This is a genomic window from Burkholderia sp. Bp9140 (assembly GCF_003853425.1).
Taxonomy (GTDB): Bacteria; Pseudomonadota; Gammaproteobacteria; order Burkholderiales; family Burkholderiaceae; genus Burkholderia.
Genome location: NZ_QTPQ01000047.1, coordinates 41,519 through 68,318, shown reverse-complemented (window position 1 = coordinate 68,318; position 26,800 = coordinate 41,519). Strand labels below are relative to the sequence as shown.

At 69.0% G+C, this 26,800-nt stretch carries 21 protein-coding genes and 1 pseudogene; 6 read left to right on the top strand and 16 right to left on the bottom strand.

All coding sequences use genetic code 11. From position 1 onward, the window contains the following. The 7 genes from DIE21_RS31300 to DIE21_RS31270 form a co-directional block, all read right to left on the bottom strand. Window positions 1–420: LysE family transporter (locus DIE21_RS31300; protein ID WP_260432569.1), on the bottom strand; the 420-nt coding region annotated here is incomplete at its 3' end. 95 nt (window positions 421–515) lie between these two features. After that, window positions 516–1,964, bottom strand: coding sequence for a heavy metal sensor histidine kinase (locus tag DIE21_RS31295; RefSeq protein WP_124501298.1), 1,449 nt, complete (start codon window positions 1,962–1,964; stop codon window positions 516–518). Continuing rightward, window positions 1,961–2,656 carry a heavy metal response regulator transcription factor gene (locus tag DIE21_RS31290; protein WP_057930191.1) on the bottom strand — a complete coding sequence of 232 codons (696 nt, stop codon included), beginning with the start codon at window positions 2,654–2,656 and terminating at the stop codon, window positions 1,961–1,963. Before DIE21_RS31290 ends, DIE21_RS31295 begins: the two co-directional genes overlap by 4 nt. Before the next feature lie 22 nt (window positions 2,657–2,678). After that, entirely contained in the window at window positions 2,679–4,184 is a 1,506-nt protein-coding gene (locus tag DIE21_RS31285) for an efflux transporter outer membrane subunit (protein WP_124501302.1), read from the bottom strand. Window positions 4,185–4,189: 5 nt separating this feature from the next. After that, entirely contained in the window at window positions 4,190–5,422 is a 1,233-nt protein-coding gene (locus DIE21_RS31280) for an efflux RND transporter periplasmic adaptor subunit (protein WP_124501297.1), read from the bottom strand. 33 nt (window positions 5,423–5,455) lie between these two features. Beyond that, window positions 5,456–8,623, bottom strand: coding sequence for an efflux RND transporter permease subunit (locus DIE21_RS31275; protein ID WP_124501296.1), 3,168 nt, complete (start codon window positions 8,621–8,623; stop codon window positions 5,456–5,458). Window positions 8,624–8,851: 228 nt separating this feature from the next. Next, entirely contained in the window at window positions 8,852–9,619 is a 768-nt protein-coding gene (locus tag DIE21_RS31270; RefSeq protein ID WP_124501295.1) for a Crp/Fnr family transcriptional regulator, read from the bottom strand. A 216-nt stretch (window positions 9,620–9,835) separates the two neighbouring features. On the opposite strand from DIE21_RS31270, the gene DIE21_RS31265 reads away from it, so the two are divergent. Continuing rightward, window positions 9,836–11,488 (top strand): acyl-CoA synthetase, encoded by a 1,653-nt coding sequence (locus DIE21_RS31265; protein WP_124501294.1) that lies wholly within the window; start codon window positions 9,836–9,838, stop codon window positions 11,486–11,488. A gap of 39 nt (window positions 11,489–11,527) precedes the next feature. On the opposite strand, the gene DIE21_RS31260 is transcribed toward DIE21_RS31265, so the two are convergent. The 3 genes from DIE21_RS31260 to DIE21_RS31250 form a co-directional block, all read right to left on the bottom strand. After that, window positions 11,528–13,510: a methyl-accepting chemotaxis protein gene (locus DIE21_RS31260; RefSeq protein WP_124501293.1), complete on the bottom strand. Its 1,983-nt coding sequence runs from the start codon at window positions 13,508–13,510 to the stop codon at window positions 11,528–11,530. Between the two features lie 142 nt (window positions 13,511–13,652). Next, window positions 13,653–14,084, bottom strand: coding sequence for a YqaA family protein (locus tag DIE21_RS31255; protein WP_124501292.1), 432 nt, complete (start codon window positions 14,082–14,084; stop codon window positions 13,653–13,655). A 79-nt stretch (window positions 14,085–14,163) separates the two neighbouring features. Then, window positions 14,164–14,808, bottom strand: a complete 645-nt coding sequence (locus tag DIE21_RS31250) for a LysE family translocator (RefSeq protein ID WP_124501291.1) — start codon at window positions 14,806–14,808, stop codon at window positions 14,164–14,166. A gap of 284 nt (window positions 14,809–15,092) precedes the next feature. Between DIE21_RS31250 and DIE21_RS31245 the strand changes: the two genes are divergently transcribed. Next, complete coding sequence (locus tag DIE21_RS31245) at window positions 15,093–15,575, top strand: Lrp/AsnC family transcriptional regulator (RefSeq protein ID WP_124501290.1); 483 nt, start codon at window positions 15,093–15,095, stop codon at window positions 15,573–15,575. A 407-nt stretch (window positions 15,576–15,982) separates the two neighbouring features. Here DIE21_RS31245 and DIE21_RS31240 read toward each other — a convergent pair whose 3' ends face one another. After that, window positions 15,983–16,126, bottom strand: a complete 144-nt coding sequence (locus DIE21_RS31240; RefSeq protein ID WP_179955234.1) for a hypothetical protein — start codon at window positions 16,124–16,126, stop codon at window positions 15,983–15,985. 250 nt (window positions 16,127–16,376) lie between these two features. Then, window positions 16,377–18,029 carry an IclR family transcriptional regulator gene (locus DIE21_RS31235; protein WP_124501288.1) on the bottom strand — a complete coding sequence of 551 codons (1,653 nt, stop codon included), beginning with the start codon at window positions 18,027–18,029 and terminating at the stop codon, window positions 16,377–16,379. A 177-nt stretch (window positions 18,030–18,206) separates the two neighbouring features. Here DIE21_RS31235 and DIE21_RS31230 point away from each other — a divergent pair, with 177 nt between their 5' ends. The 3 genes and pseudogenes from DIE21_RS31230 to DIE21_RS38030 all read left to right on the top strand — a co-directional run. Continuing rightward, window positions 18,207–19,166, top strand: coding sequence for an MBL fold metallo-hydrolase (locus DIE21_RS31230; RefSeq protein WP_124501287.1), 960 nt, complete (start codon window positions 18,207–18,209; stop codon window positions 19,164–19,166). A 182-nt stretch (window positions 19,167–19,348) separates the two neighbouring features. Continuing rightward, window positions 19,349–20,728 carry an MFS transporter gene (locus DIE21_RS31225; RefSeq protein WP_124501286.1) on the top strand — a complete coding sequence of 460 codons (1,380 nt, stop codon included), beginning with the start codon at window positions 19,349–19,351 and terminating at the stop codon, window positions 20,726–20,728. 78 nt (window positions 20,729–20,806) lie between these two features. Beyond that, window positions 20,807–21,116: pseudogene (locus DIE21_RS38030) on the top strand (MFS transporter); the annotation flags it as partial. Here the strand turns inward: DIE21_RS38030 and DIE21_RS31215 are convergent. Both DIE21_RS31215 and DIE21_RS31210 read right to left on the bottom strand, forming a co-directional pair. Next, window positions 21,030–22,820 carry a sensor domain-containing diguanylate cyclase gene (locus tag DIE21_RS31215; RefSeq protein ID WP_124501285.1) on the bottom strand — a complete coding sequence of 597 codons (1,791 nt, stop codon included), beginning with the start codon at window positions 22,818–22,820 and terminating at the stop codon, window positions 21,030–21,032. The pseudogene DIE21_RS38030 and the gene DIE21_RS31215 sit on opposite strands and share 87 nt — an antisense overlap. A gap of 259 nt (window positions 22,821–23,079) precedes the next feature. Then, the gene (locus tag DIE21_RS31210) at window positions 23,080–23,880 is read right to left on the bottom strand and encodes an SDR family oxidoreductase (protein WP_124501284.1); all 801 of its coding nucleotides are present in this window, start codon (window positions 23,878–23,880) and stop codon (window positions 23,080–23,082) included. Window positions 23,881–24,021: 141 nt separating this feature from the next. On the opposite strand from DIE21_RS31210, the gene DIE21_RS31205 reads away from it, so the two are divergent. Beyond that, a complete protein-coding gene (locus DIE21_RS31205; RefSeq protein WP_124501283.1) occupies window positions 24,022–24,984 on the top strand; it encodes a GlxA family transcriptional regulator in 963 nt (320 codons plus the stop codon). A 10-nt stretch (window positions 24,985–24,994) separates the two neighbouring features. Here the strand turns inward: DIE21_RS31205 and DIE21_RS31200 are convergent, their stop codons facing one another. After that, entirely contained in the window at window positions 24,995–25,486 is a 492-nt protein-coding gene (locus DIE21_RS31200) for a 2,4'-dihydroxyacetophenone dioxygenase family protein (RefSeq protein WP_012365998.1), read from the bottom strand. A gap of 247 nt (window positions 25,487–25,733) precedes the next feature. Beyond that, a complete protein-coding gene (locus DIE21_RS31190) occupies window positions 25,734–26,699 on the bottom strand; it encodes a LysR family transcriptional regulator (RefSeq protein ID WP_185640640.1) in 966 nt (321 codons plus the stop codon). Between the last annotated feature and the right edge of the window lie 101 nt (window positions 26,700–26,800).

Here is a 26,800-nt window from a genome sequence, read left to right as displayed (position 1 = left end):
GGCCGGTCCGCGGCCCCCCCAAACCCCACCCCCCGCCCCCACCACCCAACCCCATCCTTCGCGATACCCCCCCCCCCCCCCCCCGCCGCCCCCCCCCGCCGGGCGGGGGGGGGCCGGCGCGTCCGGGTCGGCCGACAGCCGGCCGTCGTCGAGCGCGAGCCGCAGCGCGAGATAAAGCAGGAACGCGATGCCCGACCATTGGGCGGCGGTCGTCAGCATCGGCCAGCGCGCGAGCGCCGCGTGCAGCCCGAGGCCGATCAGCAGGAACAGCGCGACGAAGCCGAGCGTGGCGCCGGCCGCATAGCGCAGGCTTGCGCCGAGACCGTGGCGCGCGCCCGCGCTGAGCGCGACGATGTTGACGGGACCGGGTGTGATCGACGACGCCAGCGCGAACGCGGCCATCGAAACCAGCATGCTCATCAGGTGTCTCCATGCGAATGTCAAAGTCGCATCGAGACTAAAGAAGCCGCGCGTCCCCGTATTGAAGAAAACTGCCCTCGGCGGCGCGGCCGCCGTCAGTGCAATGCGCGCGGTGCGGACGCAGGCTGCAGTGCGTGCGGGTCGTTGGCGTCGGCCGGGCGCAGCGGGCCGCCGCTGCACGGTTGCGTCGACACCGAGAAGCCGAACGTATTGATGCCGCCCGAACACGCGACGAACACGCTGCCGCCGTGCATTTCCGCGACGGCCTTGACGATCGACAGCCCGAGCCCGTGGTTCTCCTTGCTGTTCGCGCGCGCTTCCTCGAGCCGGTAGAAGCGCTCGAACACGTGCGCGCGCTGCACGGGATCGATCGGCTCGCCGGGGTTCGCGACCGACACGTCGACGAGCGTGTCGCGCGGCGTGATCGTCACGTTCAGTGTCGCGCCGGGCGCCGAATGCTGGATCGCGTTGATCAGCAGGTTGGTCATCGCGCGGCGGAACAGCGACGGATCGACGGCCGCGCGCGCATCGCCGTGCAGTTCGGCACGCAGTTGCGCTTCGTCGAGCGGAATCTCGAGGAAGTCGAGCATGCGCCGCACTTCGTCGGCGAGCGACACGTGCTTCAGGTCGGTCGCGCGTTCGCCGCGATCGCTGCGCGACAGGAACAGCATGTCGTTGATGATCACGCGCAGCCGTTCGAACTCTTCGAGGTTCGACTGCAGCGTCTGGCGCATCCGGTCGACCGAGCGGTCGCGGCTCGTCAGCGCGACCTGGGTCTGGCCGATCAGGATGCTGATCGGCGTGCGCAACTCGTGCGCGACGTCCGCATTGAATGCCTCGAGCCGCGCATAGGTCTGCTGGATGCGCTCGAGTGCGCCGTTGAACGATGCGGCGAGATCGCGCAGCTCGGTCGGCAGCGCGTCGGTCTGCAGCCGCTGGCGGCGGTTGGTGGCGCTGACGGCCGTCGCGTCCTGCGACAGCCGTTCGAGCGGTGCGAGCCCGAAGCGCGCGACCGCGCGGCTCAGCAGCAGCGTGATGACGGTGGCGATCGCGATCAGCGCGGCGAGCGTCCACACGAAACGGCGCAGCATCCGCTGCGTGCGCTCGCACGACGACGCGACGATCAGCTTCAGGTCGGGCCGCTCGCCGCTGCCGGCGATCGGGACGGTCTTCGTCATCACGTCGTAGCTGCTGTGATTGAGCGCGTACTGCTGGAACGCACCGAACGGTTCGCCGACGGGCACGCCGTCGACCGGGTGACCGAAGCGGAAGTCGGCGTCGGGGCTGTCGACCTGGTAGCGCGTCGACCCGTCGGGCGGTTCGAGGTCGGCGAGCTTCTCCTGCATCAGGCGGCCGCGCGCGGCCGTGGTCGCGTGCGACACGATCATCTGCGCGACCTTGGCGCGCGTGTCGATCGTCGCGCGCAGTTCGGCGAACAGCTGGCGCTCCATCATCACGAACAGCCCGCAGCCGACCAGCGTGAACACGAGCAGCGACACGATGCCGAACATCGCCGACAGGCGCAGGGTGATCGAGCGTTTCATGCGTGCCTCTCGCTGTCGGCGTCCTCGCGCGCCTCGAGCACGTAGCCCATCCCGCGGATCGTGTGCAGCAGCTTCTCCGCGAACGGGCCGTCGAGCTTCGCGCGCAGGCGCTTGATCGCCGTCTCGACGACGTTCGCGTTGCTGTCGAAGTTCACGTCCCATACGAGTTCGGCGATGGTCGTTTTCGACAGCACCTCGCCGCTGCGCCGCGCGAGCACGCCGAGCAGCTGGAATTCCTGCGCGGTCAGGTCGAGGCGCGTGCCGTCGCGGGTCGCGCGGCGGCCGATCAGGTCGACGCGCAGGTCGCCGATCGAGATCAGCGTCGATTCCTGCACGCGCGCGCGGCGCGTGAGCGCGCGCAGCCGCTCGATCAGCTCGAGGAACGAGAAAGGCTTGGTCAGGTAGTCGTCGGCGCCGCCGCGCAGCCCGCGCACGCGGTCGTCGACGCGGTCGCGCGCGGTCAGCATGATCACGGGCGTCTGCTTCTGCGCGCGCAACGCGCGCAGCACGCCGAAGCCGTCGAGTTTCGGCAGCATCACGTCGAGCACGACCACGTCGTAGTCGAATTCGACGGCTTTCCACGCGCCGTCCTCGCCGTCGAGCGCGGTGTCGACGACCCAGCCTTCCTCGGTCAGGCCGCTCTTCAGGTATTCGACGACTTTCGGTTCGTCTTCGACGATCAGGACTTTCATAGGCTTGGTTCGCGTAACCGGGTTAGGGGGCGACGCCCGCGGCGGGCTGCGGGCCGGCCGCCGCGACGTCGGCCGGCGCGGTGCCGCCGGTCGCACCGGCGTCCCAGCCGCCGCCGAGCGCCTTGGCGAGAAACACGACGAGTGCCGCGCGCTGGCCCTGGATCTGCACGGCCTGACGCTCGCTCGTCAGCAACTGCTGCTGGGCCGTCAGCACGTCGATGAACGGCGTCAGGCCGCCAGCGTAGCGGTCCTGCGCGAGCGATACCAGCTTGCGCGCGTCGTCGACGGCCGCCGACGCCTGCCGTGCGGCTTGCGCCAGCACCGACAGGCCCGTCACCGCATTCTGCACCTCCTGGAATGCGGTGAGCACGGTCTGCCGGTAATTGGCCTGCGCGGCCACGTAGCCTGCCTGCGCGAAATCGACGCCGGCCTTCAGCTTGCCGCCTTCGAACAGCGGCTGGCTGACCGACGCGCCGACCGACCACAGCAGCGCCGGCACGGTGAACAGGCCCGAGAAGCGCGTCGCGTCCCAGCCGATGTCCGGCGACAGCGCGATGCGCGGGAAATAGGCGGCGCGCGCGACGCCGATCTGCGCGTTCGCGGCGGCCATCGCGCGCTCGGCCGACGCGACGTCAGGGCGCCGCTGCAGCAGGTCGCTCGGCATCCCGGCCGGCAGCGCGGGCGCGTTGATCGGCACCACGCGCGGCGGCAGCGAGAACGCGGGAGCCGGCGTGCCGACCAGCGTCGCGATCGCCGTCTCGACCTGCGCGCGCTGCTGGATCAGCAACTGCGCCTGCGTGCGCGTCGCATCGAGCTGCGCGCGTTGCTGCAGCAGGTCGAGGCCGGACACCGCGCCGAGGTCGTGGCGCGCGCTCACGTAGTCGAGCGCCTTCTGCTGCAGGTCGATCGAGCGCTTGACGACGTCGATCTCGGCGTCGAGCTCGCGCAGCGCGAAGTAGCTGGACGCGAGATCGGCGCTCAGCACGAGGCGTGCGTTCGCGAAATCGTCGCGCGCCTGCTCGGAACTGGCCTGCGCGGATTCGACGCTGCGCCGCACGCGGCCGAACAGGTCGAGTTCGTAGCTGACGCTCGCGCCGACCTGGATATCGTTCTGCACGGTCGACATGCTCTTCGTCGCGTAGTTGGTCTGCGGCCGGTCGGCGGAGATCTTGAAGCGCTGGCCGCTCGCGTTCAGGCCGACGGCCGGATACTGCGCCGACGCGACCGACGCGAGCGTCGCCTTCGCCTGGTCGTAGCGCGCGGCGACGGCCTTCAGGTTCTGGTTGTTGCGCAGCGCGTCGGCTTCCAGCGCGTCGAGCTGCGCGTCGCCGAACGCGCTCCACCAGGCCGGATCGAGCGGCGCACGGGCCGGTGCGGCCGGGTGCCAGTATGCGTCGGCCGGGTCGAGCCGCCACGCGGCCGGCGTCTCGACGGCCGGGCGCCGGTAGTCGGGGCCGACCGTGCAGCCGGCGAGGGCCGCGATCGCGACGATGGTTGCGACGGCCGCGGGGCGCAGGCGGGCGCGCATCGCGCTCACGACTTCGCTCCCGCGGCCGCGGAGGCCGGCTTCACGGCGGGCGGCGCCTGCACGACGACCGCGTCGCCGTTCGCGAGCGCGTCGCCCGGGTTCGCGACGAGGCGGTCGTTCGGCGTGAGCGGGCCGTCGACTTCGAGCGTCTGCCCGATCGTGCGCACGACCGTCACCGCTTTCAGGCGCACCCGGCCGTTCGTGTCGACGGTCGCGACCGTCGGCCCTTCGGCGCGGAACAGCAGCGTGTTGGCCGGAATCTGCAGGCGGCCGACCGGCGTCATCGGCAGCGTCGCCTGCACGTAGGCACCGGGCAGCAGCCGGCCGTCCGGGTTCGGCAGCGTGATCTCGATCTGCAGCGAGCGGGTCGCGACGTCGATCGCCCGGGACGTGCGCGTGACCGTGCCGTCGAAGGTCTGGCCGGGCAATTCGGCCTGAGCGACGCTCACGTGCTGGTCGACTTTCACCTGCTGCGCATAGGCCTGCGGCACCTGCACGTACAGGCGCAGCCGGTCGGCCTGCACGACCGTGAACAGCGAGCGGCCCGCGTTGCCGGAATTGACGAGGTCGCCGACGTCGACGTTGCGCTGCGTGACGATCCCGTCGATCGGCGCGACGATGCGCTGGAAGCCCTTCAGTTCGGTGAGCCGGCGCATGTTCGCATCGGCCGCCGCGAGGTTCGCGGTGCCCTGGTTGAACGCGCCTTGCCGGTCGTCGAGTTCCTGCTGCGACACCGCATCGCGCTGGCGCAGCTGCTGCGCGCGGTCGAACGACGTCTTCGCGAGCGCGAGCGCGGCCTGCGCCTGCTGGCGCTGCGCGGTGGCCTGCGCGAGTTCCTGGTTCAGCTCGGGCGTGTCGAGTTCGGCGAGCAGCTGGCCTTGCTTCACGTGCGCGCCGATGTCGGCCTGCCAGCGCAGCACGTAGCCGCTCGCACGCGCATAGATGGGGGCCTCGACGAAGCCGCGCAGCGTGCCGGGCAGCGTCAGCTTGCCGCCGGTGGCCGCGTCGACCGGATGCACGACGTTCACGTACTGGCGCGTGTTCTGCTCGGCCACCGCGTCGAGCCGGCCGCGGTTCAGCACGTCGACGACGATCGTGCGCGCGGCGCCCGCGGCCAGCAGCACGCCGATCACGATCAGCACGACCCGCCCGCGCCGCGACACCGACGTGCGCGTCGGCAGGTGCATGCCGTGTTCGTCCACCTGGATGCCGACGGCGCTGTGATGTTTCTCTTCCATGAGTTGACCGGGTCTATAGGCTAGGGGCGAAAGTCAATGTCCGGCCTGGCGCGCGCGCCGGCGAGCCAGCCGCGCATGCACGCCGCCGAACACGAGCGGCACGAACAGCAGCGTCGAAACGGTGGCGAACAGCAGGCCGCCGATCACCGCGCGGCCGAGCGGCGCGTTCTGCTCGGCGCCTTCGCCGAGACCGAGCGCCATCGGCACCATCCCGATGATCATCGCGAGCGCCGTCATCAGCACCGGGCGGATCCGTGTCGCGCCGGCCTCCAGCGCGGCCGTGAGCGGCGGCGCGCCGGCCGCGAGGCGCTGGCGCGCGAACGACACGACCAGGATGCTGTTCGCGGTCGCGACGCCCACCGTCATGATCGCGCCCGTCAGCGCGGGCACGCTCAGGTGCGTGCCGGTGATGAACAGCATCCACGCGATGCCGGCGAGCGCGGCCGGCATCGCGCTGATGATGATCAGCGGATCGAGCCACGACTGGAAATTCACGACGATCAGCAGGTAGACGAGCACGATCGCCATCGCGACACCCGCGCCGAGGCCGAGATACGACGTGCGCATCGTCTCGACCTGGCCGCGCATCGTCAGGTCGGTGCCGCGCGGCAGCGTCGCGCGCGCGTCGGACACGATCCGGTCGATCTCGCCCGCGACCGCGCCGAGGTCGCGGCCCTCGACGCTCACGTACAGGTCGATCGCCGGGCGGATGTTGTAGTGCGTGATCACGGCCGGGCTCGCGACGGGATGGATCTGCACGAGGTTGCCGAGCAGTTGCAGCGGCATGCCCGTGCGGCCGCTCGCGGAAATCGGCGTGCCGAGCAGGTCGTCGATCGACGAGATGTCGTATTGCGGGGTCTGGATCTGCAGCGGGTACTGGACGCCCGTGCGCGGGTTGATCCAGAACGACGGTGTCGTCTGGGAACTGCCGGACAGCGAGATCAGCATGTTCTGCGCGACGTTCTGCGCGGAAAGGCTGAGCTCCTGCATGCGCGTACGGTCCATGTCGGCCACCAGGGTCGGTTCGTCGTTGCGCTGCAGCACGTGCACGTCGACGGCGCCGGGGATTTGCCTGATCTTCTTCATCAGGCGGCTCGCGATAGCCATGTTACTCGCGAGATCGTTGCCGAGCACCTGCACGTTGATCGCGGCCGGCTGACCGAAGTTGAGGATCTGCGTGATGATGTCCGACGGCTGGAAGAAGAATTCGACGCCCGGGAAGCGCTGCGGCAGCAGCGTGCGCAGCGTCCGCACGTAGTGCTGGGTCGAGCGGTGGCCCGGCTTCAGCGCGATCATCAGTTCGCCGTCGAGCGTGCCGATCGTGCCGCTGTTGCTGTACGACAGGTTGATGCCGCTCACCGGCAGCCCGAGGTTGTCGACGATCGCACCGAGCTCGCCGGGCGGCACGGCTTCGCGGATCGCGCGCTCGACCTGATCGGCGAGGCGCGCGGTTTCCTCGATCCGGTAGCCGGTCGGCGCGCGCATGTGCAGCCGGATGTTGCCGGAATCGGCATTCGGGAAGAAGTCGCGGCCGAGCACGAACACGAGGCCGGTCGACAGTACGCAGAAGCCGAGGAAGCACGTCGCGTAGAAGCGGCGGCGCACCAGCAGGATGCTGAGCAGCACGATGTACCACGCGCGCAGCCGCTCGAACGCAGCGTTGAACGCGTGATGGATGCGCGCGAAGCGCGACGTCGAATGATCGGGGCCGGTGCTGGCCTGCCGCGGGCGGAACAGCAGCATCGCGAGCGTCGGCACGAGCGTGCGCGACAGCACGTAGGACGCGAGCATCGCGAACACCACGGCTTCGGCGAGCGGCACGAACAGGAAGCGCGCGACGCCCGTCAGGAAGAACATCGGCACGAACACGATGCAGATGCACAGCGTCGACACGAACGCGGGCACCGCGATCTCGCCCGCGCCTTCGAGGATCGCCTCGTGCAAGTCCGTTCCGAGATGCAAGTGCCGCTCGATGTTCTCGATCGTGACGGTCGCGTCGTCGACCAGGATCCCCACCGCGAGCGCGAGCCCGCCGAGCGTCATGATGTTGATGGTCTCGCCGAGCGCCGACAGCGCGATCAGCGACGTGAAGATCGACAGCGGAATCGAGATCGCGATGATCAGCGTGCTGCGCCAGTTGCCGAGGAACAGCAGGATCATCATCGCGGTCAGCACCGCGGCGATCAGCGCCTCGTGGATCACGCCCTGCACGGCGGCATTGACGAACACCGACTGGTCGAACAGCGGCGTGATCGTGAGCCCTTCGGGCAGCGTCGGGATCACCTTCGGCAGCAGTGCCTTCAGGTCCGACACGACCTTCAGCGTCGACGCGTCGCCGGTCTTCAGGATCGACATCAGCACGCCGCGCTGGCCGTTCTGGCGCACGACGTTGGTCTGCGGCGCGAAGCCGTCGCGCACCGACGCGACTTCGCGCAGGTAGGTCGTCGCGCCGTTGACGGTCTGGATCGGCAGGCTGTCGATGTCGGCGATCGTGTCGGCCGACGCGTTCGTGTCGATCCGGTATTCGGTCTGGCCCATCTTCGCGGTGCCGGTCGGCAGCACGAGGTTCTGCGCGTTGATCGAGTTGACGATGTCGGCGGGCGTGAGGCCTTTCGCGAGCAGCGCCTGCGGATCGAGGTCGATCGCCACCACGCGCGTGCGGCCGCCATACGGGAACGGGATCTGCGCACCCGGGATCGTGATCAGTTGCGGACGCAGGAAGTTGAGCGCGATGTCGGCGAGCGACTGTTCGCTGAGCGTCTTGCTCGACAGCCCGAGCTGGATCACCGGAATGCTCGACGCGGAATACGTGATCACGAGCGGCGGCGTCGCCCCCTGCGGCATCTGCCGCACGATCGCCTGCGCGGACGACACCGTCTGCGCGATCGCCGTCTGCACGTTCGCGCCGGGCTGCAGGAACACCTTCACGACCGCGATGCCCGGCAGCGACGTCGACTCGATGTGCTGGATGTTGTTGACGGTCGTCGTCAGGATCCGTTCATGGACGGCCGTGATCCGGTTGGTCATCTCCGACGCGGAGAAGCCGTTGTAATTCCAGATCACGCTGATGACGGGAATGTTGACCGCCGGCAGCACGTCGACAGGCGTGCGCATCAGCGCAAGCGGGGTGGCCAGCACGATCATGATGGCCATCACGATGAACGTATACGGGCGCCTGAGCGCGAGATTGACGATCCACATGGCGGCAGCGGGACAGGCGGTGATCAGGCGTCGGTGAAGGGAACCCGAATGATAGGCGTCGGGGCGGAACGGGTTACTGGCGCGAAACTGGCGGGATTGTCAGGTTGGGGCGCGGTGATGACAGGCCGATTCATCGGATGAAACGCGAGCGGGTGCCGGCGCCCGGCAACGGCTGCCGCATCGCACGCGCGTGCCGCGGCGGCGGCGATTCCGTTCATCGGGCCTCGCTCAGATCTGCTCCATCCCGACCCGCGCGAGCGCGGCCAGATCGACGACCTCGATCTGGTTGTACGCGAGCCGCAGCACGCCGAGCTTCTCGAGTTGCTGCAGCGCCTGGTTGATCCGCTGCCGCGACACGCCGACGAGCATCCCCAGTTCCTCCTGCGAGATCGCGAGCGACGGGCCGGTGTCCGGGTACAGGGCGGGGTTGAACAGTTGCGCGAGCGCCTGCGCGACGCGCGCGTCGACGTCGAGCAGCCGGCTGTTCTGGATCGACGCGATGAATTCGCCCATCCGGTTGTTGAGCTGGTGGATCACGAAACGCGTGAACGGCAGGCTCGTGTCGAGCAGCGCATGGAACGTGTCGACCGGCACGAACAGCACGATCGAGCGCTGGACCGCGACGACTTCGTACTTGCGCAGCTCGCGCTTGATCACGCTGCCTTCGCCGAACCAGCCGCCCGACGGCACGCCGGAAAACGTGCAGCCGCGCCCCGACGCGTTGAAGATCGCCAGCTTCAGCAACCCGCGATGCACACCGATCCAGTATTCGGACGGCGCGAGCCGTTGCGCGATCACGTCGCCGGCCTCGCGCTGCTCGGCCCGCGATTGCGCGAGCACGAGCGCCTGGTGTTCCGGCGCCAGTGCGCGGAACCACGCGCACTGGCCGAACAGTGCGGACAGGGCGGGCAACGGGCCCGGTTCGAGCGGCGTGTCGGCCGGTGTGTTGGCCGAGGCAGCGGCCGCGTCGGGCGGCGCAACGAGGTGGTCGTGCATGGGTGCGGGTTTGCGAGGATAGGGATAACGCGCAGCGCTCGAGAGGCACTCTGTCGTTTCGATGACAGACGGCTCACAATAGCGCCGGTTAGGCTGTCGGCAATTGAACCACATCAAGACCGATCGGGGTGCATGCACGCCGGCTGGACACGAGATCGAAGCGTGCGCCGCGGCGCCGGCGCACGCACCGGTCGACAGAAAACGGGAGACAGGATCATGACGCAGATGTTCGAGGCCGGACTCGGCCGCCGCGACGCCAACTACGTGCCGCTCACGCCGATCGATTTTCTGGTCCGCGCGGCCGAAGTCTACGGCGCGCGCCTCGCGATCGTGCACGGCGACGTGCGGCGCACGTGGGGCGAGACCTATACGCGGGCGAAGCAGCTCGCCAGCGCGCTCGCGCAGGCCGGGGTCGCGCGCGGCGAGACGGTCGCGGCGCTGCTGCCGAACATCCCGGCGATGGTCGAGGCGCACTTCGGCGTGCCGATGGCCGGCGCCGTGCTCAACACGATCAACACGCGGCTCGACATTGCGTCGGTGCTGTTCATGCTGCGTCACGGCGAAGCGAAGGTGCTGATCGTCGACACCGAATACGCGGAGCTCGCGCATCGCGCGGCGCTCGAAGTGCCGGGCCTGAAGATCGTCAGCGTCGCCGACGCGATGCCGGCGGACCCCGCGCGCTTCGCGGGCGCGACCGACTACGAGGCGTTCGTCGCGGGCGGCGACCCCGACTACGCGTGGACGCTGCCGGCCGACGAATGGGAGGCGATCGCGCTGAACTACACGTCCGGCACGACCGGCGACCCGAAGGGCGTCGTCTATCACCATCGCGGCGCGTATCTCGCGGCGATCAGCAACATCCTCGAATGGGACATGCCGAAGCACGCGGTGTATCTGTGGACGCTGCCGATGTTCCATTGCAACGGCTGGTGTTTCCCGTGGGCCGTCGCGGCGCGCGCGGGCGTGAACGTCTGCCTGCGCAAGTTCGACGCGAAGACCGTGTTCGACCTGATCCGCCGCGAACGCATCACGCATTACTGCGGCGCGCCGATCGTGCAGAGCGCGATCGCGAACGCACCGGCCGAGTTCCGCGCAGGCATCGATCACACGGTGCACGCGATGGTCGCCGGCGCGGCGCCCGCGCCGGCCGTGATCGCGAAGATGAAGGAAATCGGCTTCGACCTGCTGCACGTGTACGGGCTGACCGAGGTCTACGGCCCGGCGACCGTGTGCGCGAAGCAGGCGCACTGGGACGACTTGCCCGACGACGAGCGCGCGCGGCTCAATGCACGGCAGGGCGTGCGCTATCACCTGGAAGCGGGCGCGACGGTGCTCGATCCGGACACGATGGCGCCGGTGCCGGCCGACGGCGAGACGCTCGGCGAGATCATGTTCCGCGGCAACATCTGCATGAAGGGCTACCTGAAGAATCCGCACGCGACGGAGGAAGCGTTCCACGGCGGCTGGTTCCATACGGGCGATCTCGGTGTGCTGACGCCGGACGGCTATATCCGCATCAAGGATCGCCGCAAGGACATCATCATCTCGGGCGGCGAGAACATCTCGAGCATCGAGGTCGAGGATGCGCTGTACCGGCATCCGGCCGTCGAGGTGGCGGCCGTGGTCGCGATGCCCGATCCGAAATGGGGCGAGGTGCCGTGCGCGTTCGTCGAGTTGCGCAACGGCATGAGCGCGACCGAGGAGGAGATCGTCGCGCACTGCCGGCAGTTGCTCGCGGGCTTCAAGGTGCCGAAGGTCGTACGCTTCGGCGAGCTGCCGAAGACGTCGACCGGCAAGATCCAGAAATTCCAGCTGCGCAACGCGGTTGGATCGGACAAGGCGATCGACCTGGCGGGGGACAAGAAGTAATCGACGGGACCGGGCGGTTGCCCGGTCGTTCGTCAGGTGTCACGCGTTGGGTGCCAGCCGGAACACACTGACGGCTTCCGACAATTGCGCGGCCTGGTCGCGCAACGCGACGGCCGCGTGCTCGGCGTGCGAGATCAGCGTCGCGTTCTGCTGCGTCGCCTCGCCGATCTGCGTGATGGCCTGGTTCACCTGCTCGATGCCGGTCGATTGCTCGCGCGACGCGGCGCTGATCTCGCCGATCAGCGTGCTGACCTGGTCGACGCGCTGGACGATGTCGCGCATCGTGCCGCGCGCGGCGTCCGCGATCCGGTAACCCTGTTCGACCGTCGTCGACGATTCGGTGCTCAGCGCGTCGATTTCCTTGACCGCGGCCGCGCTGCGCTGCGCGAGCGCGCGGACTTCGGCCGCGACCACCGCGAAGCCCTTGCCATGCTCGCCCGCGCGCGCGGCCTCGACGGCCGCGTTCAGCGCCAGGATATTGGTCTGGAACGCGATGCCTTCGATCGTGCTCGTGATTTCGGCGATCCGGCGCGTCGCACGGCCAATGTCGTCCATCGTCGCGACCACGCGTTGCACCGCGGTATCGCCGTGGGTCGCGGCGGCCGATGCGTCCGCGACCAGTGCGTTCGCTTGCGCCGCGTGTTCGGCGTTCTGCTGCACGGCGGCCGTGATCTGCTCCATGCTCGCGGCCGTCTGTTCGACGCTGCTCGCCTGCGTCGCGATGCGCGCGGCGATGTCACCGCTGCCGGCCGCGATGCCGACCGTGCCGCGCGCGATGTCGGACGAACTGCTGCGCACCTGCGCGACGATGCGTGCGAGGCCGTCGCCGATGCCGTCGACCGCCTGCACGAGCCGGCCGATCTCGTCGTTGCCCGCCGCGCCGCGCGCGGCCGCGCCGTCGCGGATCCGGAGGCTGAGATCGCCGGCCGCATAGCGTTCCGACGCACGTGCCGCCGCATCGAGCGGCCGGCTCACGACGCGCCGCACGACGACCACGAACAGCGCCGCGAACGCCGCGACGAGCACGGCCGCGATCATCAGGAAACGGTTGCGGACAGTGCGCATGCCCGCCAGCAGTTCGTCGTCGAGCGCGATGCCGCCGACCAGCCACTGCCATTGCGGAATCGTCGTGAACGACACGAATTTCGCGGTGGGCCGGGCATCGTGCGCGGCCGGGTCGGCCGACGTGTATGCGAGTTGCCCCTGGCCGGCCGCGAGCATTTGCGAGTACGGTGCGCGCGCGTCGTCGGCGTGCTGGCCGGCCGCGTCGGGATGGACGATCAGGTTGCCGCGCGACGCGCCCGGTGACGCATCGAGCACGAAGTAGTAGCCGCTTTCGCCGATCTTCAACGTCCGGATGCCGTCCTGGACGACTTGCAGTTCGGCCCCGACGTCGAGGCCGACGAACAGCGCGCCGATCACGCGGCCGGTCGCGTCGGTGAGCGGCTTGTACTGCGTGATGTACGGCCGGCCGAACAGCTTCGCAAGGCCCGTGTAGCTGCGTCCGGCGACGAGCGGCGCGTAGGCGGGGCCGGCGCGATCGAGGCGCGTGCCGACCGCGCGCGTGCCGTCCTGCTTCTTCAGCGACGTCGTGATGCGCACGAAATCGTCGCCGTCGCGCGCGAAGATCGTCGCGATCGCGCCGCTTTTCTTCAGGAACTGGTCGGGAATCGAGTAATCGAGATCGAGCGGCTGGCCCCCCGCGGACAGCACGGGCGCGGCGACGCCGCCGATGTCGACGGTGCGCGCCGGGTCGAGCGAGAAATCGGCCGGCAGGAACCCGGCGAACAGCGACATGGCGCGGCTGGCTTCAGCGGACAGTGCCTTGTCGAACACCTCGACCATCGCGCGGATCGACTGCTCCTTGTCGGCGATGCGGGCATGGGCCTCGTCGGCGAGTTGCTGGCCGGCGAAGTGGGCGAGCGCCCATGCGAAAACGGTGAACAGCAGTGCGACGAGCGCACACGCCAGCGCGGCCAGGCGCGCGCCGACGCTCGCCCGGCCCAATTGGGGCAATCTCATATGACATCCTGAGTGGGGAGGGAGAGAAACGGAACGCACGCGTCACCGCATACCGTAAGGAATACGGCAGCTTCGGCGAATTCTTTAGCGGTGCGAAGCCGACGGCGGCGCGAGCGGGTTCACTCGACGCAGGCAGGCGGCGTCAGTGCATCACGAGCCAGGCGATCACCAGATACCGCCCGACCTTCGCGATCGTCACGATCGCGAGGAAGGTGGGCAGCGGCTCGCGCAGCACGCCGGCGATCATCGTCAGCGGATCGCCGATCACCGGCGCCCAGCTCAGCAGCAGCGACCAGCGGCCGTAGCGCGCGTACCAGCGCTCGGCGCGCGCGAGCGCGGACGGCTTGACCGGAAACCAGCGGCGGTCGCGGAAGTGCTCGATGCCGCGGCCGAGCGCCCAGTTGATCGCCGAGCCCGCGACGTTGCCGATGCTCGCGACGAGCACCAGCGCCCACGCGGGCTCGCGCCCGGCGAGCAGCAGGCCGGCGAGCACGGCTTCGGACTGGAGCGGGAACAGGGTCGCGGCGACCATCGACACGGCGAACAGGCCGCCGTAGGTGAACAGTTCTGACATCGCGCGATTGTACCGGCCGCGCACCGGCCGGCACCGGTCACGCGGCGTCGGGTACCGAACAGCGAACGCGCGCGGCCGCTCAGTTCCAGCCGACCATGATCGCGCCCATGCCAACCAGCAGCCCGCCCGTCACGCGGTTCATCGCGCGCATCCGCGCCGGGCGCTGCAGCGCCCGGCCAAGCCGGTGCGAGAACAGCGCCATCGACGCGACCCCGCCAGCGAACAGCAGCGCGAAAGTCGTCGCGAGCAGCAGGAACTGCGCGTTCACGCTCCAGTCGTCGTTCGGGACGATGAACTGAGGAAAGAACGACGGAAAGAACAGCAGCGTCTTCGGATTCAGGCCGGAGGTGGCGACGCCGCGCCAGAACAGTGAGCGTCCGGTGTCGGCGGCGGGTGCGGTGCTGCCGGCTTCCGTCGATGCGGCCGGCGCGGTTGCCGGCGCGCGGTTGAGCCACTGTTTGCAGCCGAGCCACACGAGGTACGCGGCGCCGGACCAGCGCAGCACGGTCAGCGCGTGTTCGTCGAGGTTGACCAGCGAATTCAGGCACAGCGCGGTCAGCGCCAGTTGCAGCAGCACGGCGAGCGTGCCGCCCCACACGCACGGCAGCGCACGACGCCAGCCGGCGCGCAGTGCCTGATTCATCGTGAGGAGGTTGACCGGGCCGGGGGCGTAGATGAGGACGGCGGACGCAGCGAGGAACGACAGATAAAGCCTGAACGACATGACGGGCGGTGCGGAAACGGAGGATCGGGCGCCGGCCCGCGCTGCCGGATCGGCGCGCGGGAAGCGGGGAATCGCATGCCTGCGTGTCCGGCGCCGCAACTCGTGATTGCGGCCTGGCGTCCCGCTGCGAAGGGGTTGTCGCGGGGAGCGTGCCGGACAACAGGCATGGAGAAAATGTATCAAGCGGGCCGGTTAAAAGGCTTCCTGTTTTCCAGCAAAACCGACCCAAAACCAGAATCATGTTCAGCTAGAATGCCGATTTCAAGTAGAAGATTCTTCCTGTCATGGCTACCCGCGAACGCACGCCCAGAACCCTCGACAACCAGGACCGCAAGATCCTCGGCGCACTGCAAAAAAATGCGCGTCTGTCGAACGCCGAACTCGCCGAACAGATCGGCATGTCGACCACCGCATGCTGGAACCGCACGCGGCAGCTCGAACTCGACGGCTACATCGACGGCTACGTCGCGCTGGTCAACCAGCGGATGCTCGGCTACGCGGACATCGTGATCCTCGAAGTCACGCTCGATCGCCACGAAGACGACGCGCTCGCGCGTTTCGGCGCCGAACTGGCGGCGCTGCCCGAAGTGCTCGAGGCGTATCTCGTGTCGGGTGAATACGACTACTGGATCAAGGTCGCGGTCGATGGCACGGCCGGCTACGAGCGTTTCCTGCGCGAGAAGCTGTACAGGATTTCGAGCATCCGCCACAGCCGCTCGATGTTCGCGCTGCGGTGCATGAAAGACGTGCCGTCGATTCAGGTATGACGACGGCGGCGCCGGGCCGCGCGTCGTCGTGACAACGCCGCGCGCGGCTGCGCTGGGGAAGGGAGGTGGCCGGGCTGTCGCGGCCGGTGCGCGCGGCCCGGCGCCGGATGCAGTCCGGACATGCCGGCTGGGCGGGAAAACGGATGAATCTTCCGTGACGACCCGGCGCGGCGCGTGGCATGCGCCATGTGCCGGCATTCCGGCAAGCGGCAGTCAACATCGTGCCGACACGCTCGGCACCAGCATCACGGCGCCCACATCGCGTGAGCGCATTCAATCGAGGCCATTCGGCCCTTTTTACAATATCCGTTGATACGCCGACGCCGGACGCGGCGGCCTTTCGGCGCGCGTCCCGGCACGCGGATCAGCCGGATATCGTGCCGCCGGCCGGCAGCCGGTCGCGGCGATCAGCGCGGCAGGCGTGCGTGCGCTTCGGCGATGACTTCGCAGTTCTCGAGGTGCAGTGCCCATGCTTCTGCAAGCAGCTCGCCAACACGTGCGAGCCAGCCAGCGGATTGGGTGGAACGATCGGAGACATTGGACGTTTGCATGACGAAGCCCCATATAGGTGGCGAGTTAGGGATAACCCTAATCATACGGGAGCCTCACCGTCTTGTGAAATGCGATTTCGTTATATGAGAATTACTGACAATTTCTGTTGCTGCTGCGCAACATGAGCGGAGTCCGCGGTGTCGTTGTTCGGTGGACCGGCGTGACGAGGCCGCGGCGAGCACGGGCCTCGCAATGAGGGACAGGAACGGAACGTCAGGCGGGGAGAAGGGCGCGGCAGCGGGGTGACGATTACTTGCCGATCCATCCGAACCGCCACGACAGGCGGCGCGTCGCGGCGAGCAGCGCATGTGCGAGTTCGCTGTCCGGCCCGCGCGGGAAGCCGCGCGACGAGCCGATGATCGCGATCACGAGCCGGATGCTGCCGGTGTGATCGAACACGGGCGCGGCGATCGTCCCGATGCCCGGCACCGGCGCATCGAACGCGAAATCGAGTTCGTCCGCGCGGATCGTCGCGAGCCGCGCGTGGAACGCGTCGTCGACCTGCGTCGCGCCGCCGGCGAGGCGCACGGGCTCGTCAGCCAGCAGGCCGGCCAGCACGTCGTCGGACATGCCGGCCGCGAAGATCCGCCCGATCGCGGTATTCACGAGGGACATCACCGTGCCGACCTGCAGGCTCACGTGCTGCGGCCGCGCGGACTCCTCGAGGCGGATCACGGTCGGCCCGAGCGGCCCGAGGGTCGCCGCGGCCACGCTCATGTCGGTCGCGGCCGCCAGCGCGACGATCTCGGCTTCCGCATCGCGCGTCGGCGACACGCGCTGCATCGCGATCAGCCCGAGTGCCTGGCCGAGCGGCCCGCCGCCGAAGCAGCCCGCATCGTCGCGGCTCAGCAGGCCGATCTTCTGCAGGCTCACCAGATGCGGAAACGCCTTCGCGGCCGGCATCCCGGCCGCCGCCGCGAGATCGCGCAGCGGCAGCGCACGGCCCGCCGACACGAGCGCAAGCAGCAGCTCGCCCGTGCTGTCGAGCGCGTTGATGCCGCGCTGCGCTTTCGCGTCGTCGGCGAGCGCGGGCGGCATGCGCTGGACTGCCGGGGCTGCGGCCGGCGGCGACGGCTGCGCGTCGCGGCCGGCATCGAGCGACGCGGTGGCCTGCCGCGCCGCATCGCGCAGCGCCGTCGCGATCGGGCCGTTCCAGCCGACATCGATCGACCCGGTCGAGCCGATCACCGTCAACGCGAGTTGCAGGCGTCCGTCGGCGTCCAGCACCGGCACGCACATCGCGCTGACGCCGGGGCTCGGCCGGTCCACGCCGCGCTCGATCCCGCGGGTGCGGATCGCGTCGAGTTCGGCCTGCCACGCGCGGGCATCGGACGTGGGCTGATCGCCTTCCGCACCCGCGAGCGTGTCGCCGGCGCCGGCCTGGCTGGCCGCCATCGCGTCCAGCTGTGCGGCGTCGCCGAATGCCCGGAATACGCGGCCGGTCGCCGTCGTGTCGAGCGACATCACCGATCCGACGTGCAGGTTCACGTGCAGCGGATAGCCGCCGTGCTCGATGCGCACGATCGTCGGCCCGAGCGCGCCCGGCACCGACAGCGCGACGCTCAGGCCGACCGTTTCCGCGAGCCGCGCCGCGTGCGGCAGCGCCGCGCGATAGGCCGGCTGGCGTTCGATCGACATCAGCCCGAGCCGCAGCGACAGCGGCCCCGGCTCGTAGTTGCCGGTGAGCGCGTCGCGTTTCACGAGCGCGAGGCGCGTCAAGCTGACGAGATAGGTATGCGCCTGCGCGGTCGACAAGCCGGCCGCGGCCGCCAGCTCCGACAGCCCGAGCGGCTTGCGCCGGCGCGCGAGCGCGTCGAGCAGCCGGCCGCCGACCTCGACGCTCTGGATCCCGCGCTGCGCCTTGGGCGGCACGTCGTCTGCGCTGGCTTCGTGGTTCTGCACGCGATGGTTCTTCCGTTGACGAAACCCCGCATGGTATCCGACGCCATTTGATGCGCCAGCCCGCAGGTTTACCAGTATTGGACAATAGCAAGCGACTTTGTCATTGACAAATTATCGGTGCGGGTCGATGATCCGCTCACTCCCCTCAACACATGGCTCGCAGCCACGGAACGCAACATGGCCAAAGCATTCGCCTCCCAAGCCGATCTGGAAGAGAAGAAAGTCACCTGGACGCAGCTGTCCGAGAACGCGTACGCCTACACCGCCGAAGGCGACCCGAACTCGGGCGTGATCATCGGCGACGACAGCGTGCTGATCGTCGACACGACCGCGACGCCGGCGATGGCGCAGGACCTGATCGCGAAGATCCGCAGCGTGACCGACAAGCCGATCAAGCACGTCGTGCTGTCGCACTATCACGCGGTGCGCGTGCTCGGCGCGTCCGCGTATTTCGACGAAGGCGCGCAGCACGTGATCGCGAGCCGCGGCACCTATGAAATGATCGTCGAGCGCGGCGAGGCCGACATGAAGTCGGAGATCGAGCGTTTCCCGCGCCTGTTCGCGGGCGTCGAGACGGTGCCGGGCCTGACCTGGCCGACGCTCGTGTTCGAGCGCGAGATCACGCTGTTCCTCGGCAAGCTCGAAGTGAAGATCATGCACGTCGGCTCGGGCCACACGAAGGGCGACACGATCGTCTGGCTGCCGTCGCAGAAGGTGCTGTTCTCGGGCGACCTGGTCGAATACGACGCGGCCTGCTATTGCGGCGACGCGCAGCTCGAACAGTGGCCGGCCACGCTCGAGGCGCTGCGCGCGCTCGGCGCGGAAAAGCTCGTGCCGGGCCGCGGCCCCGCGCTGCTGAATCCGGCCGAGGTCGACAAGGGCCTCGACTACACGAAGGACTTCGTGACGACACTGCTCGCGCAGGGCCGCAAGGCCGTCGAGCGCAAGCTCGACCTGAAGGCGTCGATGGCGCTCACGCGCGAAGCGATGGATCCGAAGTTCGGCCACGTGTTCATCTACGAGCACTGCTTGCCGTTCGACGTGTCGCGCGCGTTCGACGAGGCGAGCGGCATCGCGCATCCGCGCATCTGGACCGCGCAGCGCGACAAGGAAATGTGGGACGCGCTGCAGGACTGAGCGGGTCACGGCGGCGGGGCGTCCGGACGGACGGCCCGCCGTTTTCCTGACGGCACCTGAACGGCGGCGGCATCGCGCCGCGCTTCACGGCGCCGAATTCCGATCGCACAAGAAAGCAGGGCGCATGCACGCCCTCGGAGACTGCTGCGCGCTCGACGCGCGCGGCCCGTTTGGAGAGAGACATGCCCCGATCGCTTCCCGCCGAAGCGACGATCGCGCACGCGAGTGCTGCGGCGTCGACTTCCTCATACGAATCCGCGTCCGCGTCCGATGCCGGCGATGCGCTGCTGTTCCGCAAGATCGCGTGGCGGATCGTGCCGTTCCTGTTCCTCTGCTACGTCGTATCGTTCCTCGACCGCATCAACATCGGCTTCGCGCAGTTGCAGATGAAGCACGATCTCGGCTTCAGCGATGCGATGTACGGTCTCGGCGCCGCGGTGTTCTACGTCGGCTACGTGTTCTGCGAGGTGCCGAGCAACCTGCTGCTCGCGCGCTTCGGCGCGCGCCGCACGTTCACGCGGATCATGCTGCTGTGGGGCATCGCGTCGACCGGCATGATGTTCGTGTCGCAGCCGTCGCATTTCTACGTGCTGCGCTTCCTGCTCGGCGTGTTCGAGGCCGGCTTCTTTCCGGGCATCGTGCTGTACCTGACCTACTGGTTCCCGGCGAACCGGCGCGCGGCGGCGATCTCGGTATTCTTCGCGGGCGTCGCGGTCGCGGGCGTGCTCGGCGGCCTGATGTCGGGCTGGATCATGCGCGACATGAGCGGCGTGCTCGGGCTGCACGGCTGGCAGTGGATGTTCGCGATCGAAGGCGCGCCGGCCATCGTGCTCGCGTGCTTCGCGTTCACGTACCTGGTCGACCGTCCGCAGGACGCCGCGTGGCTCACGTCCGACGAAAAGGCGCGCGTCGCCGCGCTGTGCGGCGACAGCCGTACGCACGGCGCCGCGCATGGCGTGCACGACAAGCGCAGCCTGGTCGCCGCGCTCGCGAACCCGCGCGTCTACCTGTTCGCATTCATCTACTTCTCGCTGACCTGCGCATCGCTGACGCTCAATTTCTGGATGCCGCTGATGATTCGCGACTTCGGCGTGACCGATGTCGTGGCCGTGAGCCTCTACACGGTCGTGCCGAACGCGGTCGGCGCGGTCGGGCTGATCCTGATCGCGCGCCGCTCGGACCGCACCGGCGAGCGCCGCAGGCATTTCGCGTGCTGCACGATCGGCGGCGGGCTCGCACTCGCCGCGCTGACGCTGCACCTGCACAGCTTCGCGGCGATGCTCGCGTGCCTGTCGATCGCGGCGACGCTGATCTTCGCCGCGCTGCCGATCTTCTGGGCCGTGCCGACCCGCTACCTGTCGGGCAACGCGGCCGCCGCCGGGATCGCGTTGATCAGCAGCATCGGGATCACGAGCGGCATCGTCAGCCCGTGGGTGATCGGGCTGATCCGCACGCGCACCGGCAGCATGGATCTCGCGGTGTACCTGCTGGCCGCGTTGCTCGCGCTGAGCGGCGCGGCACTGATGCTCGGCGTGAAGGGCGAACCCGCGCAGCGCGCCTGAACCCCGGCCGGTCGCTGCCGGCGGCCGGCGTTGCGCTTCCAGTCCGCACCGCATTGGCATCCGTCGAGGAGACGATCGATGTCAGCCCATCTTCAAGCGGACGCCGCGCATGCCGTCGCGTCCGGCACGCGCGTCCGACCATGGCGCGCTGTACCGGCGCCTCGGCACGCGGATCGTGCCGTTCCTGTTCATTTGCTACATCGTGTCGATCCTCGACCGCAGCAACATCGGCTTCGCGCAGTGGCGGATGCGGCGGGATCTCGGCCTGACCGACGCGATGGACCGCCTCGGCGCGGATCGGCTAGGCCCGATACACCTCGATCCGGTTGCGGCCGCGCTCCTTCGCCACGTACAGCGCCTTGTCGGCGCGCGACAGCGCCTGGTACGCGCCGAAATCCGATGTCCGCATCGCGTCGATGCCGATGCTGACGGTCAGCGAGAGCAGATGATCCTCGTGCACGAGCCGCGTGTCGGCCGCGCGCTGCCGCACGCGCAGCGCGAGCGCAACCGCCGCGTCGATCCCGGCGCGTGGCAGCACGATCGCGAATTCCTCGCCGCCGAGGCGCCCGACGACGCCCTCCGGCCCGATCTCCGCGAGCAGCAGCCGCGCGAAATGCCGGAGCGCGCGATCGCCGAGCGGATGTCCCCAGCGGTCGTTCAGCGCCTTGAAGTGATCGAGATCGAGCATCAGTACGGCGGCGTCCTGGCCGCTCGCGCGTACGCCGCGCAACGCGGCTTCGCTTTGCCGCATGAACGCGTGGCGGTTCGACAGCTGGGTCAGATGGTCGGTCGTCGCCATCCGGTGCAGTTCAGCCTCGATATGCTTGCGCTCCGTCGCATCCGTGATGAAGCCGTGCCATACCGTGCCGCCGTCCGGCGTGCGCTGCGGGCGCGCGTCGCCTTCGCGCCATCGCATGCCCTGGTCCGGCAGCAGCACCCGGTATTCGAGCCGCCAGGGCGACAACTGCTCGGCCGACGCCAGCAGCGACTGACGGTATGCGGCCAGGTCGGCCGGATGGATCCGGGTTTCGACCGCATCCGCATCGCCTGCGATCTGGTCGGGTGTCAGTTCGTAGATGTCGCGCACGCCTGCGCTCGCATACGAAAAGAACCGGCGGCCGTCGGCGCTCTGCCGCAGCTGGAACACGAGGCCGGGAACCTGGTCGGTCAGGTTCGTGACGAGCGTGACGGAGTCGTGCAACCGGCCGGCGAGCTCGCGCAGCGCGGTGATGTCCGTGGTCGTGCCGACCATGCGCAGCGCTCGCCCGTTGCTGTCGCGGGTGATGACCTTGCCGCGGCTGCAGATCCATTTGTACGTACCGTTCTTGCAGCGGATGCGGTGCTCGACCGCATAGCTGTCGGTCCGGTTCTCGAAGTGGGCGAGCATCGCGGCCTTCACGTCGGCGACATCGTCCGGGTGCAGCCGTTGGTAGGCGTCCTCGATCCGGCTCGTCAGCTCGTGCGGCGCGTAGCCCAGCAGCGCCTTCCAGGCCGCCGAGTAATGGATCTCGCCGGTTACCACGTCGCGATCCCATACGCCGGTGCCGCTTTCGCTCAGCGCGAGCGTGGTCAGCGCGCTGTGTTCCTCGATGGCGCCGAGCCGTTCGCACAGCGCGGCCTGTGCGCTCGCGCGGCAGATCGCATGTTCAGCCAGCGTCGCCAGATCGTGAAGAAACGTGCGTTGCGCGGCGTCGAGCGTCAGGCCGGTGCTGCCGGTGACACACAGCGCGCCCAGCGTGGTGCCGTCGGGTGCGATCAGTTCGCAGGCCGCGACGATGTGCGGCCCGTCGTGCGGGAGGCTGCCCGCATCGGGCGTGATGAATCGTCTGCCGGCAGTCGGTGCGCGCTCGACATGCGCAGGGAAGAGCGCGGGGGGACGTGCGGCGGGCAGCGTGCCGTCGGATGCCGCCACGCGCTGCGCGCCGCCTTCCGCGTGCGCGACGAATGCGCCGGCCGTGCCGAAATGCGCACGCGCGAGACGGCACACGGTCGCCAGCTCGGGCAACGGCGCAGGCGCCGGACGATGGTCGGCGGGGACATGAGGGGAACCGGGCGTGTCGCCGATCCCGGTGGTGAACATACGGAACCGCATGGTCGAATTCCGCGACGGTCTATTGCGCCGATGATCGGACGAATGTCCGGGCGCTGCTTCGGGGATGCAATCCGAGAGATTATCGTCGAGTGAAATCCGTGACAAGCGGGGCGAAACCGGCTTGGGCGCCGGCGAGACGGCGTGGCCGGCATGCATCGCGGGCGTCGACGACGATCCGCGACTCACCCGCCATCGCCCGATTCAATTCGATTGGGCCGCCCCGTGGGGGCAGCCCGGGGCGCGGCCTGGAAACCGAGGGCTAGCGCGCAACCGCATAGCGCGGCGCAGGCGAATCGGTCGACAAATGCGGCGCCATCGTGCGGCGCGCGGCCTCGTACGCATCCCATTCGTCGCCCGCGTGCAGCGACGGAATCGTCACGCGTTCGCCGCGATCGAAACCGACCAGCGCCGCATCGACCAGGTCCGACGCCGACATCACGATTTCCTTCGGCAGGTGTTCGAGCGGCAGGCCGCCCGTCTGCCAGAAGTCGGTGGCCGTCGCTCCGGGCAACACGGCCTGCACCTGCACGCCCTGGCCGGCGAGTTCGTGATGCAGCGACTGGCTGAACGCGAGCACGAACGCCTTGCTGCCGCCGTATACGCCGTTCAGCGTTTCCGGCGAGATCGCGACGATCGACGAGATGTTGATCACGGCGCCGCGGCCGCGTGCGACGAAGCCGGGCACGGCCGCATAGGTCAGGCGCGTGAGCGCGGTCACGTTCAGGTCGATCATCCGCGTCATCGCGTCGACGTCGCTGTCGAGCAGCGGCGCGTGCGTGCCGACACCCGCGTTGTTCACGAGCAGCGTGATGGTCGCGTCCTGCTTCAGCTTTGCCTCGACGGTGGCGAGCGCCGCGCGGTCGTTGAGGTCCGCGCCGACGATCTCGACGCTGCGCCGCGTGTCGTTGGTGATGCGCTCGGCGAGGGCGGCCAGCCGGTCGCGGTTGCGCGCGACCAGAATCAGGTCGTAGCCGCGGCGCGCGAGCCGGTCCGCATAGATCGCGCCGATGCCGGACGATGCGCCGGTAATGACGGCGGTACCGCGATGTGCTTGAGTCATGATGTCGCTCCGGGTCGAAGGAGGGTGAGTGCGTGAATGCATTCTGGCTTCGAACCGCCGCGAAACAAATGACGTAGATGGGTATGATTCAGGACATCGGGCCGATCGCGGCGAGCGTGGCGCCCGGCACCGGAGACATGCATGCACCGAATCGGCTTCCTGATCAGCGACGGCTTCCAGATCATGGCGCTCGCCGCGCAGTCGGTGTTCGAGTACGCGAACATGGGCGCGGACGAGCCGTTCTACGCGATGGAGAGCTATTCCGTCGACGGCGGCGACGTGCGCTCGTCGCTCGGGCTGCCGGTCGCCACGCGCGCGCTGCGCGGACGCGGAAGCGACGTCGATACGTGGATCGTCGCGGGCGTCAACGATCCGCTCGCGTCGCCTGCGCCGGCCGGCGTCGTCGCGTTCCTGCGCCGCGCGAACCCGCGCGCGCGGCGGATTGCCGGCATCTGCACGGGCGCGTTCGTGCTCGCCGAGGCCGGGCTGCTCGCGCAGCGCCGTGCGACGACGCACTGGGCGTTCGGCCGCGACATGCAGAAGCGGTTTCCGGACATTCGCGTCGAGGAGGACCGCATCTACATCGTCGACGGGCCGATCTGGACATCGGCCGGGATGACGGCCGGCCTCGACCTGGCCCTCGCGATGGTGGAAAAGGATCTCGGCGCGAACGCCGCGCGCTCGGTCGCGCACAAGCTCGTGATGAACCAGCGCCGCGCGGGCGGGCAGTCACAGCATTCGGAAATGCTGGACCTCGCGCCGAAATCCGACCGGATCCAGAATGCGCTGAACTACGCGCGGCGCAATCTCGGCCGCGCGCTGAGCGTCGAGGAAATGGCGGAAGCCGTCCACCTGAGCCCGCGCCAGTTCAGCCGCGTGTTCACGCTCGAAACCGGGCAATCGCCGGCGAAGGCGATCGAGCGGCTGCGGCTCGAGGCCGCGCGGCTGATGATCGAGCAGAGCCGCCATTCGCTCGACGTGATCGCGAAGGAAAACGGTTTCCGCGACCGGCGCCACCTGCGCGACGCGTTCGTGCGCGGCTTCGGCGTGCCGCCGCAGGCGATCCGGCGCGTCGCGCGGGCGGACGAGCGCGAAACGGCCTGAGGTCGATCGTTCAGCGCGTGACGAACGCCGTGGCGTCGTGCGGCGCGGTGCGCGCATGCTTGCGCTGGCGCAGCAGCGCGACGCGGCAATTTTCGCGCGCGGTCTCGCGGCCGTCGTCGTCGAGCAGCACCAGGTCGCCGCGCATCACGTTGAGCGTGATCACGTCGTCGCCGGGCGCGCCGAGCGTTTCCGGCGTATGCACCGACCCGGCCGGTTCGAGCACCGTCGAGCCGGCCTGCGCGATCCAGTCGTACTCGCGGTAGCGCCACGCACCCTGCAGCGTGTGGACGAACACCTCGCCGTCGTGACGGTGGCGCGGCAGCGTGCCGCCGGCCGGCATCTTCAGCAGCGCGGTCAGCGTGTCTTCCGCCGCATTGATATGCAGATACTTGATCGCGAGCCCAGGCAGGTCGGCGCTCATCGGCAGCCACGGCAGCGCATCGCCGGGCAGGCAAGAGATCGGCGGCAGGTCGGTGGGGAGCGGGGCGGACGGCTGCGTCATGGCGGGAGGCGGAGCGGAAACGGAAAGTGCGCATTATCGCAGAGCGGATCGGACGGCAGAACAGCGCGGATCGTCTGCTGCACCGGACGTTCGGCCGCACGCCGATCGACGCGCCGGTCACGGGCCGGGCATGAACCATCTCGGCCCGCGCTGGGCGCTCGGCGCCGGCGCGGCGGCGCTGGTCGCCGTGTCTTTCCTGATGCGGATGCGCCGACAGTCGCAGCCTGCCGGCGAAGCCCGAGCCCGGCTACGCGCTGTCTTCGTCGCTGACCGGCCGCGCCGCCGCATGCGCGGCTTCGAGGCACGACTGGAACAGCAGCGCCGCCCGCGACGGCCGCGGCGAGCGCCGCAGCAGGCTTACGAACCTGCACCGGTAGTTGAAGCGCTGCGGCGCGATCGGCTGCATCAATCCCTTGTGCTCGAAGCTCTCCGCGTAATGGTCGGGCAGGAAGCCGAGGTAGCGGCCGGACAGGATCAGCGTCGCGATCGATTCCTGGTCCGATGCCGTCGCGCTGCGCGTGAGCTTCGCGCGATGGCTCAGTTCCATGTTCGGCGAATGGAAACCGAGCCCCGCGAACGCGTGGTTGCGGATCGTCGTCCACGTGAGCTTGCCGTGCGGCGCATCGAAGAGCGGATGCTGGCGGCCGCAGTACAGCAGCATCCGTTCGCCGAACAGTTCCGAATACACGAGGCTGCCCGAACTGCGGTGCGCGGGAATGATCCCGACCTGATAGCTGCCGTCGATGATCCCGCGCTCGACCTCGTTGATCGACGCGACGTGCAGGTTCAGGGCGACGTCGGGCGCTTCGTCCGTGAACCGGCGAATGGCGTCGCCAAGCCGCGCGTTCGGGTTGGTGGCCGTCTTGTCGAACACCGCGATGTGCAATTCTCCGCCCATCTTGTCGTGAATGCCGTCGATCCTGCTGCGAAATGCCTCCATCGATGCGAGCAGCCGCAGGGTTTCCTCGTACACCGTCTGCCCCTCGGCGGTCAGCGTGAAGCCCGCGCGGCCGCGCCGGCACAGCACGAGCCCGAGGCGCGTTTCCAGGTCCTTCACGTGCCGGCTGATCGTCGAGATGCCGATGTTCAGCTCGAGTTCGGCCGCCGCCATCCCGCCGCACTGCACGACGCCCTTGAAGACCCGCAACAGCCGCAGATCCATGTCGCTGAGCTGCCCGAGCAGCGCGCGGCTCTTCGGTTTCTTTGCTTGCATAGTTGCGCAAGTGAACATTGATATTGCGATATTCAAAAGACTAATTGGCGTCCCGACAATGTGCAACATCATCACGAGGAGGAGGGGCGCGCCGCGCCGAC

What these genes read in the sequence shown, in the direction of transcription:
- DIE21_RS31295 (WP_124501298.1), bottom strand. Translation starts at nt 1,964, where the DNA reads ATGAAACGCTCGATCACCCTGCGCCTGTCGGCGATGTTCGGCATCGTG.
- DIE21_RS31290 (WP_057930191.1), bottom strand. Translation starts at nt 2,656, where the DNA reads ATGAAAGTCCTGATCGTCGAAGACGAACCGAAAGTCGTCGAATACCTG.
- DIE21_RS31285 (WP_124501302.1), bottom strand. Translation starts at nt 4,184, where the DNA reads ATGCGCGCCCGCCTGCGCCCCGCGGCCGTCGCAACCATCGTCGCGATC.
- DIE21_RS31280 (WP_124501297.1), bottom strand. Translation starts at nt 5,422, where the DNA reads ATGGAAGAGAAACATCACAGCGCCGTCGGCATCCAGGTGGACGAACAC.
- DIE21_RS31275 (WP_124501296.1), bottom strand. Translation starts at nt 8,623, where the DNA reads ATGTGGATCGTCAATCTCGCGCTCAGGCGCCCGTATACGTTCATCGTG.
- DIE21_RS31270 (WP_124501295.1), bottom strand. Translation starts at nt 9,619, where the DNA reads ATGCACGACCACCTCGTTGCGCCGCCCGACGCGGCCGCTGCCTCGGCC.
- DIE21_RS31265 (WP_124501294.1), top strand. Translation starts at nt 9,836, where the DNA reads ATGACGCAGATGTTCGAGGCCGGACTCGGCCGCCGCGACGCCAACTAC.
- DIE21_RS31260 (WP_124501293.1), bottom strand. Translation starts at nt 13,510, where the DNA reads ATGAGATTGCCCCAATTGGGCCGGGCGAGCGTCGGCGCGCGCCTGGCC.
- DIE21_RS31255 (WP_124501292.1), bottom strand. Translation starts at nt 14,084, where the DNA reads ATGTCAGAACTGTTCACCTACGGCGGCCTGTTCGCCGTGTCGATGGTC.
- DIE21_RS31250 (WP_124501291.1), bottom strand. Translation starts at nt 14,808, where the DNA reads ATGTCGTTCAGGCTTTATCTGTCGTTCCTCGCTGCGTCCGCCGTCCTC.
- DIE21_RS31245 (WP_124501290.1), top strand. Translation starts at nt 15,093, where the DNA reads ATGGCTACCCGCGAACGCACGCCCAGAACCCTCGACAACCAGGACCGC.
- DIE21_RS31240 (WP_179955234.1), bottom strand. Translation starts at nt 16,126, where the DNA reads ATGCAAACGTCCAATGTCTCCGATCGTTCCACCCAATCCGCTGGCTGG.
- DIE21_RS31230 (WP_124501287.1), top strand. Translation starts at nt 18,207, where the DNA reads ATGGCCAAAGCATTCGCCTCCCAAGCCGATCTGGAAGAGAAGAAAGTC.
- DIE21_RS31225 (WP_124501286.1), top strand. Translation starts at nt 19,349, where the DNA reads ATGCCCCGATCGCTTCCCGCCGAAGCGACGATCGCGCACGCGAGTGCT.
- DIE21_RS31215 (WP_124501285.1), bottom strand. Translation starts at nt 22,820, where the DNA reads ATGCGGTTCCGTATGTTCACCACCGGGATCGGCGACACGCCCGGTTCC.
- DIE21_RS31210 (WP_124501284.1), bottom strand. Translation starts at nt 23,880, where the DNA reads ATGACTCAAGCACATCGCGGTACCGCCGTCATTACCGGCGCATCGTCC.
- DIE21_RS31205 (WP_124501283.1), top strand. Translation starts at nt 24,022, where the DNA reads ATGCACCGAATCGGCTTCCTGATCAGCGACGGCTTCCAGATCATGGCG.
- DIE21_RS31200 (WP_012365998.1), bottom strand. Translation starts at nt 25,486, where the DNA reads ATGACGCAGCCGTCCGCCCCGCTCCCCACCGACCTGCCGCCGATCTCT.
- DIE21_RS31190 (WP_185640640.1), bottom strand. Translation starts at nt 26,699, where the DNA reads ATGCAAGCAAAGAAACCGAAGAGCCGCGCGCTGCTCGGGCAGCTCAGC.